The sequence below is a fragment of the Ornithinibacillus sp. FSL M8-0202 genome, assembly GCF_037975285.1.
GTDB lineage: Bacteria > Bacillota > Bacilli > Bacillales > Amphibacillaceae > Ornithinibacillus > Ornithinibacillus massiliensis.
The window spans coordinates 920,472-938,117 of record NZ_CP150248.1; the positions used below are offsets into that span (position 1 = coordinate 920,472).

The following is a 17,646-nucleotide window of genomic DNA, read 5'->3' on the forward strand; positions in this document are numbered from 1 at the left end:
TCACAACTAATGCAACAGTTTATCTTAGAATTTTTACATTTATCTTCAAAGAATCTGAATATCTTATAATTGGAAACATAGACTACAATCACTAGTTTTATAGATATTCATTACAGAAACTGATAATTGGGGATTTGCTAGTTGATAACATTTCCTTATAGGGAGACCTACATCTGTTCCTAAAGATTTATGTAAGTCATTTAAACAAAAATATACCGTGTTCACAAGAAAATTTAATATAAAGTTTCGATAATATATAGGATAACCATTTTCCACATTATTTATTAAAGTATAATTGTTGTAATAGCACTTTAAACATATCGTAGTACCTGGAACTAGAAGAGGACCTAACCTTAATTTATCAAGTGAGTAAACTAAATATTTATTGTCTTTTACACTTTGAACATATGGCAAATTCTTTTCATTAATTAAGAGAATGCTCCCTCGATGAATAGAGGCAATGTTTTCTCTAGAGGTTGGGATAATTTGAGATAATCCCTCTCTTTTAAAATAGGTGATAAGTTCCTGATTATCGTCTAAGGTATAGACTTTTTGATCATGAAACGTATCATAATAATCTTTAATAATAGAATGTTCAACCCCACTCTTCTTAGCAGCTAGTAAAACACCTCGAATATTTACCTCTCTTCTATAATCAGATTCATCCTCTGTTAAGAATATTAGTTCCTCTAATTGTTTACTTAGCATTATCATTAGTTTTTCTTCTTGGGATAACGCCTTCTTATCCTTAGGCATACTGAATCCATACAATAATTTCTGAACTAATAGCTCTTTATCTATTTTACTACTAACTTTTATGGAACGATGTAGCTCCTCGAATAAATGGGAAATAATAAATTCTTCTTCATTGATAACGGTGTATTCTGCTTTTAAGACTAAATACAACTAATTCACCCCACAACGACAACATAATGTAAATCGTATTGTTCCCCAATCATCTCTTTAAACTGCAACTCATTATAACCTCCAATACACGCAGAGTGATATCCCCGCTCCTGGCTATAAAGTAAAATATTTTGAGCCATATGCCCCATTTCTAAACACAGTAATCGGTAAGCAATTTCTCCGTACATTTTCTCAATTAATTGATAGTCGCTAGCAAAAAATAATTTTATCGGAAATGCAGCCAATTTCTTATCATAAATTATTTCTGCAATATGATAGTCAGGATCTTCTAAATATTTCTCTAAAGAATGGTCGTAGGCGTTATAACGATATACATAATTGTACTTTTCTAGGTTGATTGATAAAAATACAGTTGTAGCATAAGTAGCTCCTGGAGAAGGATAGCTAAATAATTGATAGCCCTTTTCGGTACTACCAGTAATCCCAACACTAAACCTTAGTAGTCTAGAGATAAAGTTATTGTCAACCTTCTTTCCACTGACTTCTCTTATAGTTCGCCGTGACATTAACAGTTTTTCAAAGTTCGTCTCTGCCTCAGGTTCTTCCATAGGAATTGCATCAAGTATTTCCCACTCTCGTGGATCCGTTACCGGTTTTATTCTGTTAGAGTGATAGTGTTCCGACATCATGGCATTATTATGATATAGTTTCCTTAATGTACTTCTATTACCAGTCAAATCCCAAAGCAGATCATTGCTTTTCAAATATCTCACCCTCTACCCCTATATTATTAGCAATCAATGACGCTAAATTATATTCGATGGCTGGAAAAATCCCAAGTCGATTATTTGTCATATGAACATGTGAGATAAGTACTGAAATATCGTGATGAATACCATTATGTTTAATACTATTTAAGTAATTATTATATATTGCATAATGTTCTATAGTAGATTGCTGGAGGTGACCTATTCTCCACTTCAATATCTGTTCATACTTATGGATTATTTCTCCATCAGCATTATAGTCCCTCCAAATATCTGAATATGTTCTATAAATATTATCTTTTTCTTTAGCAAGCTGAAAAGTTAAGTATATTAAATCCAGACCTACAATAATCCTTTTACCAAATGCTATTTTGTTTAGTTGGTTAGCCAAAACGCTACTTTCGTAGAATACATTTTCAGAATACCTTATTGCTTCTTGGCCACCGTACCGTGCATATTCTGGCTCATATTTAAACTCTACTACAGAACCATGCTCGCACCAGTAGGTATGAGTAATATTTTCATTTTCTAACATAGTATTCTGGTAGAAATGTTCATAATCAATTAAATCCACTATGTTTTTCTTTAGAAAAGTGGTGATAGATTCTTCGAAGCGCACTCTAATTTTTTGATAATCCTCTTCCTTACATTTAAATCGTAATCTTACATGAGGGCCACCTAACCAATACCTAATAAAAAAGTATGTCTCCATATCGTCTTGTATGACATGTTGAAAATCTGACTTTAAGTAATTATCAATCGCTTTAAAATCATGGATAAATCCATGTAAGGAATACCACATCCTGCCACTCCTTTTTTTATTTTATTCTCACAAATTAAAGGAGAAGTAAAACCGGTTTGCTTTGTTTTTCCTATTTATCTAAGAAAATAACTCAATTGCTGAATTGGAGAGTTACAGACAACTCCTATGAAATTTATTTCATAATTGCTATTAAGGTTTAGTATTTTTTTCAAATAATGATCATTATGATTTTTCATTGGTCTAAAAGCATATCCAATGGAAGCAGCATATAAAGAAACTAGCTGCATCAATTCTGAAGATGTGATAAGGTGATTTTTTAAACCATTTTCTAGCACACACTCTCTATGTGAAAAACATACAAATACAATTCTATAAGATTTAAAATCAAAAAATTTATGGTCATCATGCATTACTTTACGAAAATCAATCTTTACATTACTTGTAGTTGAATCTGCCCAATATATACATTCCCCATTATCATCTTTCAGTAGAAAACAATATTCCATCCCATTACTACTAAATAACTTCTTTGACTTCATCAAATAATGAAGTACATCTTCAGGTATAAAAGACTCAAATTTCTCTCCATAGTTATGATTTCCTATCGTTGTATGAGCAGAATTTCTAATTAACTTTGAAGATAACGGAAAGAATGGAATGTTATCTGTTTTAATGGAGAATTTACCCTGATAAACAGAACTATTATAATGATTTAGAAGGTCATCTAAATATTTCGATTTTCTTAGTTCATTATGGGAAATAGATATTCTCATATCACGGCCAGTTGAATAGCTTTTACAACCTGTCCATAGATTTACTTTATTTTGCAGACTTATTTCTAAACCAAAAGAAATATAGCTATAGCGCTGATCGATATTGATATGCTTATATATATATTTACTATTAATCTCTTTATATTGGAGGAAGTCTATATTTTTATTAAGTAATACATTTTTCACATTATATAACAGATGCCCTGCATCAAGTAGTGAGGCATATAAAGCGAATTCACTATAAAATCTAGCTAAATTTAGTACATCACTTACACCAAAAATATATAATTTATCTCTCTTAAAATATTTTTCATCTATATTACTATGTGAAACAAGTAATAACTGCTCTTCGTAAATATTGTAATAGTAGAACTTTCCATTAATTAGAAATAGTAATTTCGCTGTGTGCAAACTCCTCACGGAAGGAGAGTTATTATGATCATGATAATAACTTAGAATATCGTATCTTTTTATCTTTAAAGTATGTTCAATGACATCATCAATTAATTGTGGGTACCTTTCAATATACCCGTTATATAGATAATCTCTATTAACGAATTCCTTCTGAAAAGGAATCAAAATGGTAAAATTGTTATTATCTGAATTGGTATAGCGATCAGCAGAATAACTCTGATAATAATCCAATTCTAATTGATGAATAGATGGATTATGGGAAAGGATGTGGTTCACAATTCATCACCTCTGTTTCACCATCTAGATTATTTAACTGGACAGCTTGTTGAATTCTTTCTTGATTAATATTTTGATACAAATACCCAAAACCTATATTTTGCATTGTTGGTATTAGTATTTTCACACAATTAAAGCCAAGAATTTTTAAGGTACGACTCGATAAATTTGCTTGATAGACTTCATGATGGGGAGTGAGCTTATTTATAATCTTGTCAAAAAGCTCTCGTTGTGATGAGAATTTGTTTAGGTATGTGGAGCGTTTTTTTATAAGTTCATTTGCATCTATAATACGCTTAGTGTGAATAGCAAAATCGAAAGCAAATCTCATCTTTGGTGATGAATATAAATATAAATGATCTTCTAGCTTTTTAATCTTTCTATAATCCTCCATGAAATCAGTTGGTTTAACACCTTTATAAATCAACTTTTGATATCCAATAAAAGACCTAATTGATGTAGATGCTTCTACAAGTGCAGATTCAATCGCCTCCTCTGGATTAATATTTGTTCCAGCTGTTGTGTATAGAGCAATTCTATCTTCATCTGCCTCTTTATCTTCTAGTTCAAGCAAGACCCAAAAAGAGGGGACTTCACTTTCAAGAGTTACGTCAAAGATATGTACCTTATATCCAATTGACTGTAAATAGGCAATCATCAAGTTGATGTTTTTATTTCCAATATTTTCTATACCTTCTACTCTTAATGGACTTGATTTAGAATACCAATGTACTAAAAAAGAGTCTCGTTCAATTACCTCAAATAAACCACCAATTGATGCTTCAATCTCGTTCGATCCTAGTGCAATACCGTTTGAACTATCGAGAATGTAACGTTTGTCGTGTGGTTTTTCATAAAAATCATGTGTCGAGAAGTAAATAACTTCTTCTGGAACTAATATATATCTCTTATCATTGAATGAATATACGTATCTCCAAAATATATCAGTCTCCGTTGAATATGTTTCAATTTGTACAAAATCTTCTGTGCACAATGATTCTGGTAGATGAAGAAATTGATGAAGCGAGATAAATTGCTCTTTTTTCTCCATAAGAGATTGTTCACTGGTGTAGTAACTACTAGTTGTTGGAGGGGCAATTCCGTGAAACCTTTCTAATCCTTCTAATATAGCAGTAAAAAATGAACCTTTATATGTACCCCGCCTCCCATGTGCATCAAATTTTCTTCTCCCTAACATTACATACAAACTGATAAGAGGCATACTATCAGATATATTACGGCTATGTGTATCAAAAAGACCGAACAGTGGATGTAAAAAGCTCTCTATATTATTTTGAAGGACCTTTATTACCTCATCAAATTCTCTTTCTCTAAATCCATCATTTAATCGATCGTTTACAGGAATTATCGCATTTTCCTTTAATAAGTTAATGGACTCTTTTTCACCACAAACAGAACATTGAGGATATTTAATCATAAAGAGTTTAATAATTTCTTTCGTTAGTAGATTATAGGCAAAATAGTAATGCCCTTCCTCCTCCATAACCTTCTGTTTTAGCTCTTCGATAATCTTTAAATCAACTTGATTTAAATCAGGTCTATTGAAATGTTGATTCAAACCTTTATCTTCGACTCTCTTCCGAACACACTCTATACATCCTAATTTATGCGACTTACAAGCTACAACAACATATTGATTAATTTCAAGAGAAGCTACAATCGTTCTCCTAGACTCTAGAATTTTGATTTTTCTCCACCTCAATCTTTCGAACAATTAAATTAGATTCATGTAATTGTTCTTCATACTTCCATGCACTTTCCAATAGATATAAGTTAGAGTGCTTAAATAGCTGTAATCCATTTTCTATAAATTCTTTTTCATTAGGTATATCCAAGCTAATATATTCATGATTATCCTTTTGGAGTAATGCTTCTTTATCAATCGAATTGATAGATGTTAAAATATTCGTGATTCTTTTATTGGTATTAAACTTAATTAATATATAATTTAATGCTAACTCAACCATTTTTTCTTCAATGTTTAATGTCCTTTTTTCATCTGAGTACATTTTATCTTTTCCATGATCTAATAAGTAAACAATATATGAACTAGAATTGATATACTTTTTAACATAAAAATCTAGATCCATATTTAGTATAGTAAGATAGTTGTTTAAATTATTATTAGGATAATTCACTCGCTCAACCTTCTGAACAGTAAAAGGTTCATCCACATATTGTAGTAGAAATAGCACCTTATCTAGATAATAAGACTCGTTAGTAGAAATCATCCATTTGCTTTGTTTTAGATCCCTATTAAAATAGTATTCTAGACCTTTTTTAATAGTTTCCATAGCTATTTCAATATAATCGACACCTGCATAAACAAAAGTGTCGTTCATTGATCTATCGGATAGAGAATAAGTAGTGTATCCCATTTGAAATAAGTCAGCATATTGTTCATCCTTCCAACCTGAAATAGAAATTGGTATAGTTGGATTGTTATTGATGAACGACTCAAAATTTCCAATGTAATCTAGCTTTTCCTTAGAACGCTTAGGTTTTGGAAAAGAAAATTCTTCAACAGTTTGCATGAAATCTTCTTCCTCTAAATCATATTCATAAAATTTCCCTTCTTTATTTAAAGAAAAAGTAGATTTAGATATATCCACTATAGATTTAATAACATATAACATGGCATAATATGGACCCACTTTGTATAGTAAAGATTCTTTAGAAATCAAATGTTCCTTATTCTCTATAGGTTTGTAATTTTGAGCTAGCTTATTCGTACTCCCGATTATTTTATCCGCTGATAAAGATAGCTCGATAATATTATGATGAATAAAGTCATTCTCCATCGTAATTATCCAATCACTATCCTTAAGTTCTCCTCCTATTTCTTGTGAAACAGTCATATCATTTTCAATCAATAGATCTCTTAATATCGGAAAATGCTGTTCGACTTCTGGAGTGATATGTATTACCGCTTCGTCTAATAATCGGCAACTATGAAGAATATCCTTATCTGTAGGTAAATACTGAGACAAAACTCTAAACCAACTATTCTTGAAATAGCTAGATAAACCATAAGAATTAGAATAGATGAAAATGGCTCCGATATCATACAGCACTTTCAATAAACGTTTAATATATTTTTGATCTTCATGACTTTTCAAGTAATCACTAATTACCAGCTCACGTTTAGAAGCATTAAGAAGATCTATTAATAACTCATATTGTTCTTGAGACGTCTCTATGGATACCTCTAGAAAATACGTTTTAATAATACTTTTATTTTCATCCAAGTAAACCATTGTATTTTGTCGATTTAAAATCAGTAATCCATCCATTTAAGTTTCACCCTTCTGATAAATTTCAAAATTAAACTCTTTAGCATTGGGTCCTGAGTTGCTCAAATATTCTTCCATAAAAAAAAGATCATAAATTGACTTCTCAAACTTATCCACCACTTCTTTTTCAAATACTTTTACAGATAAAGGATTTTCTATGTTAATGTAGAGAGGTTTAAATTTAAAAAGTTCCTCATCATTTAGCTGTGAACTTCGATCGATGACGACAAAGAATTCTTTATCTAGTTCCAATTTTGAGAAAACTAAATTTAAACGTCTGTAATACTCAAAATCACTTTCTTCATCTTTTCTTGTTAATTCCTCTTGTATGTAGGTTAAACGGATCCTCTTTCTATTAAGCACGATATTGCCATAAGAGATTCTTGGTATAATTTCTTCCTTTACCATCTCTCCTAATTTGTAATACATCGCTCCTGATGTAAACATTTGTAATAGTATTGCTATATATCCAGGCATGTATGTAGGAGTAAGAGATCCTCTAAAACAGATTTTTGCTTCCTTACCATCTCTATCAATAAATCTAAATAAGTTATCACTGACGTTTACTTTAAAATCTTCGACCTTATGAAGCAATTCATTATCCTTAATAGAGAATCTCCGGTTTCCAACTCCTACTGTATAGCACTCTCTACTAAGTCGATGTTCCTTCACATTACCATTAAAACCGTACGTATCTGATAATTCATAGTAATTATTATCATCATAGAAATCCTTTGTATAAACCTGATAATCTTCACTATCAAATAAATATTCTATAAAATAATTCATGAATCGTGCCAAGTATCTTTCCTGACCTTCATATAAAGAATTTATTATTAATTTATCCTGATTAATTTGGGCAAAGACACCAGTACTTATCCCCTTCTCTTTTCTAATCTTTTTAGGGATTTTTTGGATATAGGTGTCAATCAATCTTGTGATATCGATAGAGTCAGATGAGTAGTTCTTACATAAACTATTTAATTCTGCTATAAAGCTACATTTTATATTATCTAGTTCTTTTAGTTCATCTGAATAAAATTGATCCGACGCAATAAATGCAGGATTTTCCCAATAGTTCGTCATATCCTTGGATAAATCAAACAAAATAGAGAAGAAATCACTATCCATCTCTAGAAAATCCTGTTTACGAATACTTTTTAATCTAGCAGCAAATTCATACCGTAATCTGATACTAGTATCAAAAATGAGTGAAAATGTTTGTATCTGTTTAAGCGGACTAATGAATCTATTCATTATTTCACTGTCGATATATTCTACCTCAGTATAATAACCGTCTTCATAGAATACTTGATTAGGAGCAAATTTAATACCTGTTTTCTCACTTATTTCTTTCAAAATAGTATTTAGTTTTTTATAATAGTAATGTTTTTCATTGATATCTTCTGCAAAAGATACTTGTTTAGACAATTCATAGATTTTATTAAGATACATTATTAATTCTGAGTAGGATCCTTCTTCCAATAAAGGAATTAGCTTGCTTTTGATATCTTCAAAAAAGACTTCATACTTTGTTTCATCAAATCCTATTACTGGAATTAATAGCCCTATTTTTAGGTAGTTACGAATGATTGCAAGTATCTTCTCCTTTTGTATTTCTTTTCCCATAGCAGTATGCAGTTCAGCGAAGGACATATAGTTATCCATCTCTTTTTCATTAAAAAGGGCAACTAATGACTGTGGTATTTTCAACTTTCCTAATCGTTCCTCTGAAAGAAAGACTTTTGTTCGGGTAGAATTTTCTTTTTTTGAAAGAAACTCAATGTAATGTACCCCATTTTCTGAGGTAATTGAAAATGGTGGGATCGTATATTTCGTCTTCTCAATAAACAAATTAGAGTTAAATAAATAATAATAAGTCAATTTATAAACAAATGTATAATTTAAAGAAACTGATTTTTGATATTCATTAGCTAACGTATTACGATTAGATAATTCCGCTCTCCCGACATTAGTAATATTACTAAATGGACTCGTTTTTAGAGCTGATCGACTAATAAAATTATATAAGGTACCTTCTAACTTACGATGTTTACTTTTATGTTCTTCTAAAGGTGTGTTCAAATAAGATGTTAATTTAGAATAAATCTGTGGATTAATCAAATGTAATCCGTTTGATATAAACAAATTTTCTTCAAGGATATCTTTAAACCGTTGCCTTACTTCTGTTAAATTTCTTTCATACATTAGTTTTGCGCTTTCTGATAACTGAATATAATGTCGATATAATCCGATAAATCTACTTATTTCTTCATTTAGAGTAGTTGGAATAAATGCTTGTATATTAACTGAACTATTTACAAATCTTTGATACTTATTCTTTCTTAAATATCTAATAGAATTCAATAGGTTAGGATTATTTGTGTTTTTAAGCATTTTGTTAAGAGAGTCAATTATTTTATCACGGTAACTATTTAATAATAATTCTACGTGATCAATTTCAAGAAATACGTCGGTATCAAAATCATGTTTTATTGCACTTTTTTCTAATATATTTTCTCTTTTTAATAAAAATGGATTTAAAGTCATTAGTTAACACCCAAATCCTTTATTAGATTTTATAAAGAACTTCACCATTAAAATAATCATCATAATATTTTACAACAGAATAGGCATAGAATTGTTTCTCTGCCATGCTTTGTTCAAATAATGGCAGACTTAGGTAAAATAAATTAACTATGTCCCTAAATACAAGCATTTTTTTAGAGTGAAGAAATTGTTCTAGTTCTCCAGTTTCATCTAAACTTAATAAATCCGTATGAAATTCATTATTTAAAGGAGCAAGTTCCCTTTTCAACAACTCTAGTTGTGGCTTTAATCCTACTCCTTCTTCTGGATCATCATAATTGTCTATACTAAATCTATCATTCATCTCCATTGCTATATTAGTCCATCTAGCTTCCCATTCTTGCATCAATTCAATAATATCATCTCTCAAAATGATTTCATTGTTATGAAATAGTTGCGTTCTTTTCTTTTCAAAATTAATCTTAATATTACTATTCAAACCTCTTGCTTCAATATTTGATAAGAACCCTTGTGCATGAGATAAAAATGTTAAATGTCCATTTTTGGGGCCATCCTCATATAATGAGGCAATAAAGCGAAACTGGTGTAAAAATAGATGTGCTCTTTCTACTATCGATAATTCATGGTATTTCTCCAAAATCTTTAGGTAAATATCATTTAGATCACATCGATACTTATCGAAAGTCTTTCGGTGTTGTTTCGAATTATAGATTCCACTTTTCCTAGGCCTTGAAAGAACATGACCATGCTCATGTAATAAATTGATATCAACATTATCTCGATATTCAAGTTCAACTAATGTTCTTTGTTTTTCCCGATATAATTGTTGTTTTTGCCTAAGATATTCGTGATTAATTGGATTTCTATTGATATAATCACGTACAAATTCTTTTATTTCATCCACTAGAAACCTCTCTTCAGAACCGTTGCGGAATACTACCAGTGTGTTTGGCCCATGTTGCCAATCGTTATCAAGATAATAACTACCCTTTAAATTCCTAAGCGTAGTATTACTAGTCATTTCTAGGATTAGTGGTATCTTACTTTCCGCATAGTTGTAAATACTAATAGGCATACAAATAGCACCTCTTTTAACTAATTTAGTTTAACTGACAATGTATTAAAGCATTATCATCTAGTTTAATACTGACATTCTATGGTTATCTAGGTAGTTTAAATCTAATAGTCTATCTATTGTTTTCTTATACAAACTTTCTGCTACGTCAACATTAATTTTAAATTTATTGATTACCTCCTCTCTAATCAATTCACTAGAAGCACCCTTTAACAAACCTTCAAATACCAACGCAATAGCTCTAGGGATTTTCAATAATTTTAAACTTCTATTTTCCACGATAATTGGCTCGTCTTGTATGTATAATAGGTAAATATGCTCTTTTATTAAAGAATTACTATTAGAAATGATGTCGTTTGAGAACATATGTGTATTAAATGGTGTGGAAACTTTAACATCTTGATATTTAGCATTGATAAATAACGGGACATTCTCCAACAAGTGTTTGATGATATTGGAAATATTTATATATTCACCAATATATTGGTGCTTCCTTCTAATCTCACAATACTGTTCTCTATTCATGTAATTAGGGAGCATCGCACATTTAGAACAACTATCTTTCACTGGGCAACTATCACATCCACGAAGCTCTTGCTCTTCTTCAGAGATTTGTAAAGCGTTACCAACCAGATTTATATAAGAATCTGAAAGTTTGCCAATTGCTTTGCTACATCCTCCACAAGGTAGAATATTTTGATTCTCATCTAAATTAAAGCGATGTAGTTTTGCTAATGCACAGTGTTCAGCCCTACCCCACCTACAAGCGTCCAATAGAAAACTTGATATTTCATAAAAGTTACGGAACTGTCCTGTCTGCATAAAATATTCAACATCATTTATAAAATGCTCGAGATCTTGCTCTGTATTAATAGACAAAAAATTGTAGTCATCTAATAGCTGCTCATCATTAACTTTAGAATAAGGTATTTTAAGTACTTCGATTTCTAAGGAATGGTGATGGTCATCTATTTGAAGAGTCTCAATATATTTCCTTCCTGTTTTGTACACTTGATGGTAGTGTGGTAAGAAAACATCTTGTTTTCTAGCTTCATCTTTATTATATTCAAATACTTTATTTGTCTCCCGTATTGCACCACCTTCATTAATGCTATATAACAAACCTTCTACAGAAGACAATCTTTCTTGTCCTGAATCATAAATGACAGCACTATTAATACCTAAAAAATTTCTTAAATTACGATAAGTATTTTTACCTAATTGCTTATCCTTAACAGCAACATGTTTACTATTACCACCAGCAAAGTTAAAAGGATAGTAGCCTGTTAAGAAAGAAATATAACCATTTACAAGAGCACCTTCAACTCTTATTGATAATGAATTCTGTTGCTGCTTTTGCAAAATTCCACCTAAATATTGTGGAAATTCACGCCTAAAAACCCCTTGATTCCTAACTTTATCCATATCATTATGAAGTAAAATTCTAATGTCACCCTCAAATAGCTTTGAGTATACCGAACTATTGATAAAATTTAATAGTTGATTGGAGTTTACATTTTTGTTATTTTCTAGTAAAATAGGACTATACGAAATATTCTCATTATAACTACTCATTGTTTTATAAATTCTATCAAATTTAGAAATAATATCTTCATACTCAATTTCTTGTATAAGAATCTCTAATCTATTAAATTTTGAATGTGCCAATGTCTTGAGAATATCGTCTGACAATGCATTAAGGCTAACTCTCGCTGAAAATGTAAACGAATACTCTTCAGGATCTATAACATTCATTAGAGAATTGAATAATTCTAAATTATTGAGAATATCATGATCCAAAAAGTTAATCGTCCCACTAACTCCTTTTGATTCAAATAATCGAAGGTCATCAATAATTTGGTTCACTATATATTTATGCTCTAATTTTAAAGAGTCAATAAGGTTAAATAAATTTAATCTCATGCCATAGTTATTCACTTGTCTTACTTGTATATTTCCGTTCTGATATGGAGATAGTGTATTTTGAGTAGATAGATTGAAAGATGCATAATTACTCCTACTTTCTACGAAAGTAGGTGCTTTTACAGGTAAATCGTTAACTAACTCAATTAGTATTTGTAATACCTTTTCAGCTAAGTTATCAGAGATTAACAGGTCATAAGAATCTTGTTTAGAAATGAAATTAATATAATCATTAGAGACAAATCCAATCCAAATTATTGTATAATCAATCTGTTTTAACCTTTCAGAAACAATATGGGTAATATCGAAGTTCTTTTCATCAATATAAAAAATTATGATTTTATTACCTATAGCTGCTATATCGTCTTCTAAATCGTAAATTAATTTAAGATTTTTCTCAATATATTGGGTTGTGCTTATACCTTCTTTAGCTAAATAGTTACGTATATAAGATAAATCAAAATGATTATCTGCGGTTATTAAATTATCATTATCTTTTTTAAAATAAACTAATGTTGCACAAGAATGTATTTGGACCATCCAATTCACAACCTTTTACGGATATTACAAAATTAAATTGTTTAATATAATATTTTGGGATTAGAAGGGTTGGCTTAACCCATAGTCAATTAGACAACCCTTCTAAAACATGTTTTACCTTAGAAGTGAAATCATGTTGTAGAAGAGCAAGTTGAGCTTGAACCACATGTAGAGCAGTTGCTACCAAACGCAGAACCACTAGTAGCAGCTGTCTCTGGTAGAGCCGTAGCTTCATTGATATCAACAAACTCTAACTCTTCAATGTCTGCAAATAATTGATCAATTTTTTCATTTTCATTGATCTTTGTAAGTTCTTTTGACATAATTATCACCTCCTTTAATAGAATTAAACTATAGTATATCCATAGTCTATAACAATATTTTGACCTCTAATTGCATCGCTTTTATCAGATGTTAAAAATTCGATTACATTAGAAACTTCAGTTGGTGTTACTAGCTTTTTATAAGGAATTCTATTTATAAGTCTCTTACCAGGGAAGCTATCAAAATATTCCTTGTTTTCCTCTGTTAATACATAGGTTGGTGAAACACAATTTATCTTAATATCTTTATTCGAATACTTAGCGAAGTCAACAGTCAGATTTTTTACTAGTTGAATAATCGCTGCCTTAGACGGCCCATAATCTACTCGATCTTCATGCCCAACGATTCCATTTTGCGATGCAACACACACGATGGAAATTTTTTCAGAAAACAGGTTATATATCCGTTTTAGGAATTTAACAATTCCAAATAAATTTATATCAAATGTTTCTTGCCAGGAATCGGTTGTCGAAGTAAAAAAGTTTCTCATATAATTAACACCAGCTAAATATATTACGCCATCAATATTCAAATTCTTTCCCTTAATTACTTCATATATTTTATTAAGATCTTGTTCTGATGTAATATCATAAGATAACTGAATGGAATTAGAATTTTCCACCATTTCTTCGCCTAAAGATTTATCTATACATACTTGAAAATAATCTTTAAAGGTATCTCTAACAGCTTGTCCTATAATTCCTTCAGATCCAATAATGATTATGTTTTTCAATAACCACACCTCAACTCAGTATTAAGATTCTATGATATGCTCTCGATAATCTTATAAAACTGTTCTTTAAAAGATTCCAGTTTATTAGGAATATATTTTTGTAATTCTATAGAATCGATTTTGTTCTTTAAATAATACTCTAGTAAAAGTAAGGTTGCTTTATTTACTTTGTAATTCTTGTTTAGGGAAATATTATATAAATAATATTGATCATCTATTACGAACCCGATAAGCTTAAAATCTTTATGTTTTTGTAGATATTCTTTAGTAAAAAATGCATTGTAAGGGGTAACCATATACATCTTCTTTTTTCCTAGTAGAGCAGAAATGTTTATAACCATTGGGAATATTCTCATGATTGGTGTAGTCATACGGGTATTTTTGTAACTTAAGTAGTTAACTAGCACATAAAAATCTTCATCAAAATTATTCGTAATAAGATAGTTTTTACTGTAATCCCTGAAGATGCCATCTTTAAAATAGAATAACCGCTGATTTCTATCGATGTTCATCACTGCGGAATAATCAATAATGCCATTGGTAATTTGATTATTCAACACTTCACCATTACTTTGAAAAGATTTCATACCCTCTATTATTTCTTCTTCGTTCATATGAATTAGTTTCATAGATTCTATTGTTTCTTTTTCTCTGTGAAAGTTTACTAGGACTGGAAACAATTCAGGCAGGATATCAGTGGTACATCTATCATAAAAAATGATTGAATTTATAACACAATTCTTTAAGACACTACTATTTATTTTGTTTAATAAATCCTTATTTTCAACATAAAAATGTTTGATTTGATTTCCTTTGGTGTTTAGAGGATATTGGCCCGTTAACAATAGATATAAGGCATCTTTTATAGGGGACGTTTCCTGTTCAAACTTTACATGTAAAGCAGTGTTGTTAGGAAACTTTTTTCTAAGGTTGTAACTAGATAAAGTAGAGTGGCCAATTTTCAATATTTGGTTAGTATCGACTAATTGGAAACGGATTGGATAATTGTTATTTAAGAATCCTACAAACCTATGCATTCTTTTACCATCGCATACAAATATATAATCCGTTACGTTGTAATATTCAAGAAAGGAGTAAAAATCATCTGGTGTGTTAGTATAGAAATCTAGTAATTCAATCGAATCTAGCTTATTTAAATCTGCTCCGATTAATTGGTTTGTCATGTGGAACATTCCATACTTATCCTCATATACATATCCGATAACTAGCAATTTACAAACAACACCTCTATAGACTTTATTAATAATTCGATTATCATTTTACCATTACAATTACATGAAGTAAATAATTTTTCTTAATTATTTATAAAATTTTAACATTATTGAAATTAGTCTATCACTCTATTATAATAACCATTAATCGGAATCAACAATTTTATTGTGACTACCATTGATAATCTCTTCTAAATTATTATAAATAAAAGAGGTGTTATAATTGAGTACGAAGAATATGCTTTATCCACATGTTCACCCTTTAAAGCCAGTATCCTATGGACCTGATTTCCCTATTATAGTTCGGGGTGAAGGGATATACATCCAAGACACACAAGGAAAAGTTTATCTTGATGCAATAAGTGGTTTATGGAACGTTTCTTTAGGTTATGGAAATCCTAAAATTAATGAGGCCATAATAAATCAGCTAGATAAAATTGCTTATGTCAATCCAATACAACATAGTAACCCTACTACAGTAAAGTTTGCAGAACAACTATTAAACGTTGTTCCAGATAATATAGTAAATGTTATCTATACATGCACTGGTTCTGAATCTACAGAACTAGCAATTAAGATCGCTCGTAAATATAATCAACTAAAAAGTAGACCCCATAAAAACAAAATTGCCACATTAGATTTATCCTACCATGGTACGTATTACGGATCGATGAGTATCAGTGGAGTTGATCGTGAAGTTTCTTCAGAATATGGTCCTAATCTGTCAGGGATGATTTTTTTACCTACTCCTGTTAAGAAATACCCTAATCAAGCAAATAGTGATAGCATTGACGAGATTAAGGAAGAGTTACACAATATTTTCAATCAAGATGGGGGAAATATTGCTGCAGTAATTATAGAGCCTGTGCTAGGTTCCGGGGGATCCATACCTCTCACGGTAGAATATGTTCAATTGATAAAAAAATTCTGTCGGCAACATGATATCTTGTTAGTCATCGATGAAGTAGCTACAGGCTTTGGTAGGACTGGAAAATTGTTTGGGTTTGAGCATTATAACATTGAACCAGATGTCCTTTGTTTGTCTAAAGGAATTAATAATGGTTATTTGCCATTAGGAGCTACTTTAATTAGCAGTAAAATTTATGAAACCTTTATAAGTCATAATACCCAAATTGAACATTTATCCACACAGAATGGTAATCCATTAGCTTGTGCTGCAGGAATTACCTCCTTGGAAATAATCAATAATGATAAATTACTAAAACACGTGACAAACATTGGCGAATATCTTCGAAACGAAATTTTTAATACACTCCAGAGTCATAAGAATTTTTCCGAAACACGAGGTAAAGGTCTTATGCTAGGTATTGAATTGGTTAAAAATAAAAAAACTTATCAATGCCTCAGCTACCAACAGATTAGTGAGCTTGTTAATAAATTTTCGCAAAAAGGACTAATTGTTTATCCATTCTTTAATCAGCCACGTACAACAGGAATACATTTATTCCCGCCATTTATATTAACATATGAAGAAGCTAATAAAATTGTAAAAATTATCAAGAAAGTATTTGATAATACTATTTATTGATATTTTCTTGAACATTTACATCTTTATTATATAGCCCACACTTTTATTGCTAGATAAATTAATTCGGGTTTTGATGCCATTATGAAAACATGCAATAAAATTACTCGTGATTAAATTATGGTGGGATGCAATCCTTTTAACTACTTTTCAATTGAAATAGTTCAACGCCTTTACGATTAAGCTCACCTTAATTAATATTGGTGAAATACAAGAAGGCAATATTCCTATAAGAACCGTAACTGAATGTTATTCTGCTTTAGAAAATTATTTTATATCTACATTGAAAAAAATTTTCGAACGGCTCTTTTGCTATTTTAACTATTTTAATTGGTCATTAATTATCACGATTATGAATTATAAGTATTCAAAAAGTAATCTATTATACGAAGAAATCCCTAGTTCAACCCATATCATTTTAAAATAAATATTGCTGTTTAATAAGAGGCCATTTTGTCAATCCTTCGATAATGGACTCTTTTTTTATTATCACTACAAGGTTTCGTCGAATCTCCTAAAACCTGTTATAGTATGTTAATTAACAATTTC

13 protein-coding genes are annotated in these 17,646 nt (G+C 30.2%); 1 reads left to right on the plus strand and 12 read right to left on the minus strand.

Translation table 11 applies throughout. The features are described 5' to 3' along the window. Positions 1-63: 63 nt before the first annotated feature. The 12 genes from MKY78_RS04660 to MKY78_RS04715 form a co-directional block, all read right to left on the minus strand. Positions 64-906, minus strand: a complete 843-nt coding sequence (locus tag MKY78_RS04660; RefSeq protein WP_339216610.1) for a hypothetical protein — start codon at positions 904-906, stop codon at positions 64-66. Between the two features lie 5 nt (positions 907-911). Beyond that, positions 912-1,631: a nitroreductase family protein gene (locus MKY78_RS04665; RefSeq protein ID WP_339216612.1), complete on the minus strand. Its 720-nt coding sequence runs from the start codon at positions 1,629-1,631 to the stop codon at positions 912-914. Further along, positions 1,618-2,436 (minus strand): lantibiotic dehydratase C-terminal domain-containing protein, encoded by an 819-nt coding sequence (locus MKY78_RS04670; protein WP_339216613.1) that lies wholly within the window; start codon positions 2,434-2,436, stop codon positions 1,618-1,620. The genes MKY78_RS04665 and MKY78_RS04670 overlap by 14 nt, the downstream gene beginning before the upstream one ends. 74 nt (positions 2,437-2,510) lie before the next feature. Further along, entirely contained in the window at positions 2,511-3,860 is a 1,350-nt protein-coding gene (locus tag MKY78_RS04675; RefSeq protein WP_339216614.1) for a hypothetical protein, read from the minus strand. Continuing rightward, complete coding sequence (locus MKY78_RS04680) at positions 3,838-5,439, minus strand: YcaO-like family protein (protein ID WP_339216615.1); 1,602 nt, start codon at positions 5,437-5,439, stop codon at positions 3,838-3,840. Before MKY78_RS04680 ends, MKY78_RS04675 begins: the two co-directional genes overlap by 23 nt. Positions 5,440-5,548: 109 nt before the next feature. After that, positions 5,549-7,174, minus strand: a complete 1,626-nt coding sequence (locus MKY78_RS04685; protein ID WP_339216616.1) for a hypothetical protein — start codon at positions 7,172-7,174, stop codon at positions 5,549-5,551. After that, complete coding sequence (locus MKY78_RS04690) at positions 7,175-9,724, minus strand: hypothetical protein (protein ID WP_339216618.1); 2,550 nt, start codon at positions 9,722-9,724, stop codon at positions 7,175-7,177. A 22-nt stretch (positions 9,725-9,746) separates the two neighbouring features. Then, the gene (locus tag MKY78_RS04695; protein ID WP_339216620.1) at positions 9,747-10,799 is read right to left on the minus strand and encodes a hypothetical protein; all 1,053 of its coding nucleotides are present in this window, start codon (positions 10,797-10,799) and stop codon (positions 9,747-9,749) included. A 60-nt stretch (positions 10,800-10,859) separates the two neighbouring features. Continuing rightward, positions 10,860-13,262 (minus strand): hypothetical protein, encoded by a 2,403-nt coding sequence (locus tag MKY78_RS04700; protein WP_339216621.1) that lies wholly within the window; start codon positions 13,260-13,262, stop codon positions 10,860-10,862. 131 nt (positions 13,263-13,393) lie between these two features. Beyond that, the gene (locus MKY78_RS04705; protein ID WP_186871001.1) at positions 13,394-13,585 is read right to left on the minus strand and encodes a thiopeptide-type bacteriocin; all 192 of its coding nucleotides are present in this window, start codon (positions 13,583-13,585) and stop codon (positions 13,394-13,396) included. Positions 13,586-13,608: 23 nt separating this feature from the next. Beyond that, on the minus strand, positions 13,609-14,319 hold the full coding sequence (locus MKY78_RS04710) for an SDR family oxidoreductase (RefSeq protein WP_339216622.1): 711 nt from the start codon (positions 14,317-14,319) through the stop codon (positions 13,609-13,611). 29 nt (positions 14,320-14,348) lie between these two features. Continuing rightward, positions 14,349-15,503 carry a hypothetical protein gene (locus MKY78_RS04715; protein WP_339216624.1) on the minus strand — a complete coding sequence of 385 codons (1,155 nt, stop codon included), beginning with the start codon at positions 15,501-15,503 and terminating at the stop codon, positions 14,349-14,351. 271 nt (positions 15,504-15,774) lie between these two features. Here MKY78_RS04715 and mpaD point away from each other — a divergent pair, with 271 nt between their 5' ends. Next, positions 15,775-17,100 carry a daptide-type RiPP biosynthesis aminotransferase gene (gene mpaD / locus MKY78_RS04720; protein WP_339216626.1) on the plus strand — a complete coding sequence of 442 codons (1,326 nt, stop codon included), beginning with the start codon at positions 15,775-15,777 and terminating at the stop codon, positions 17,098-17,100. Positions 17,101-17,646: the final 546 nt, after the last annotated feature.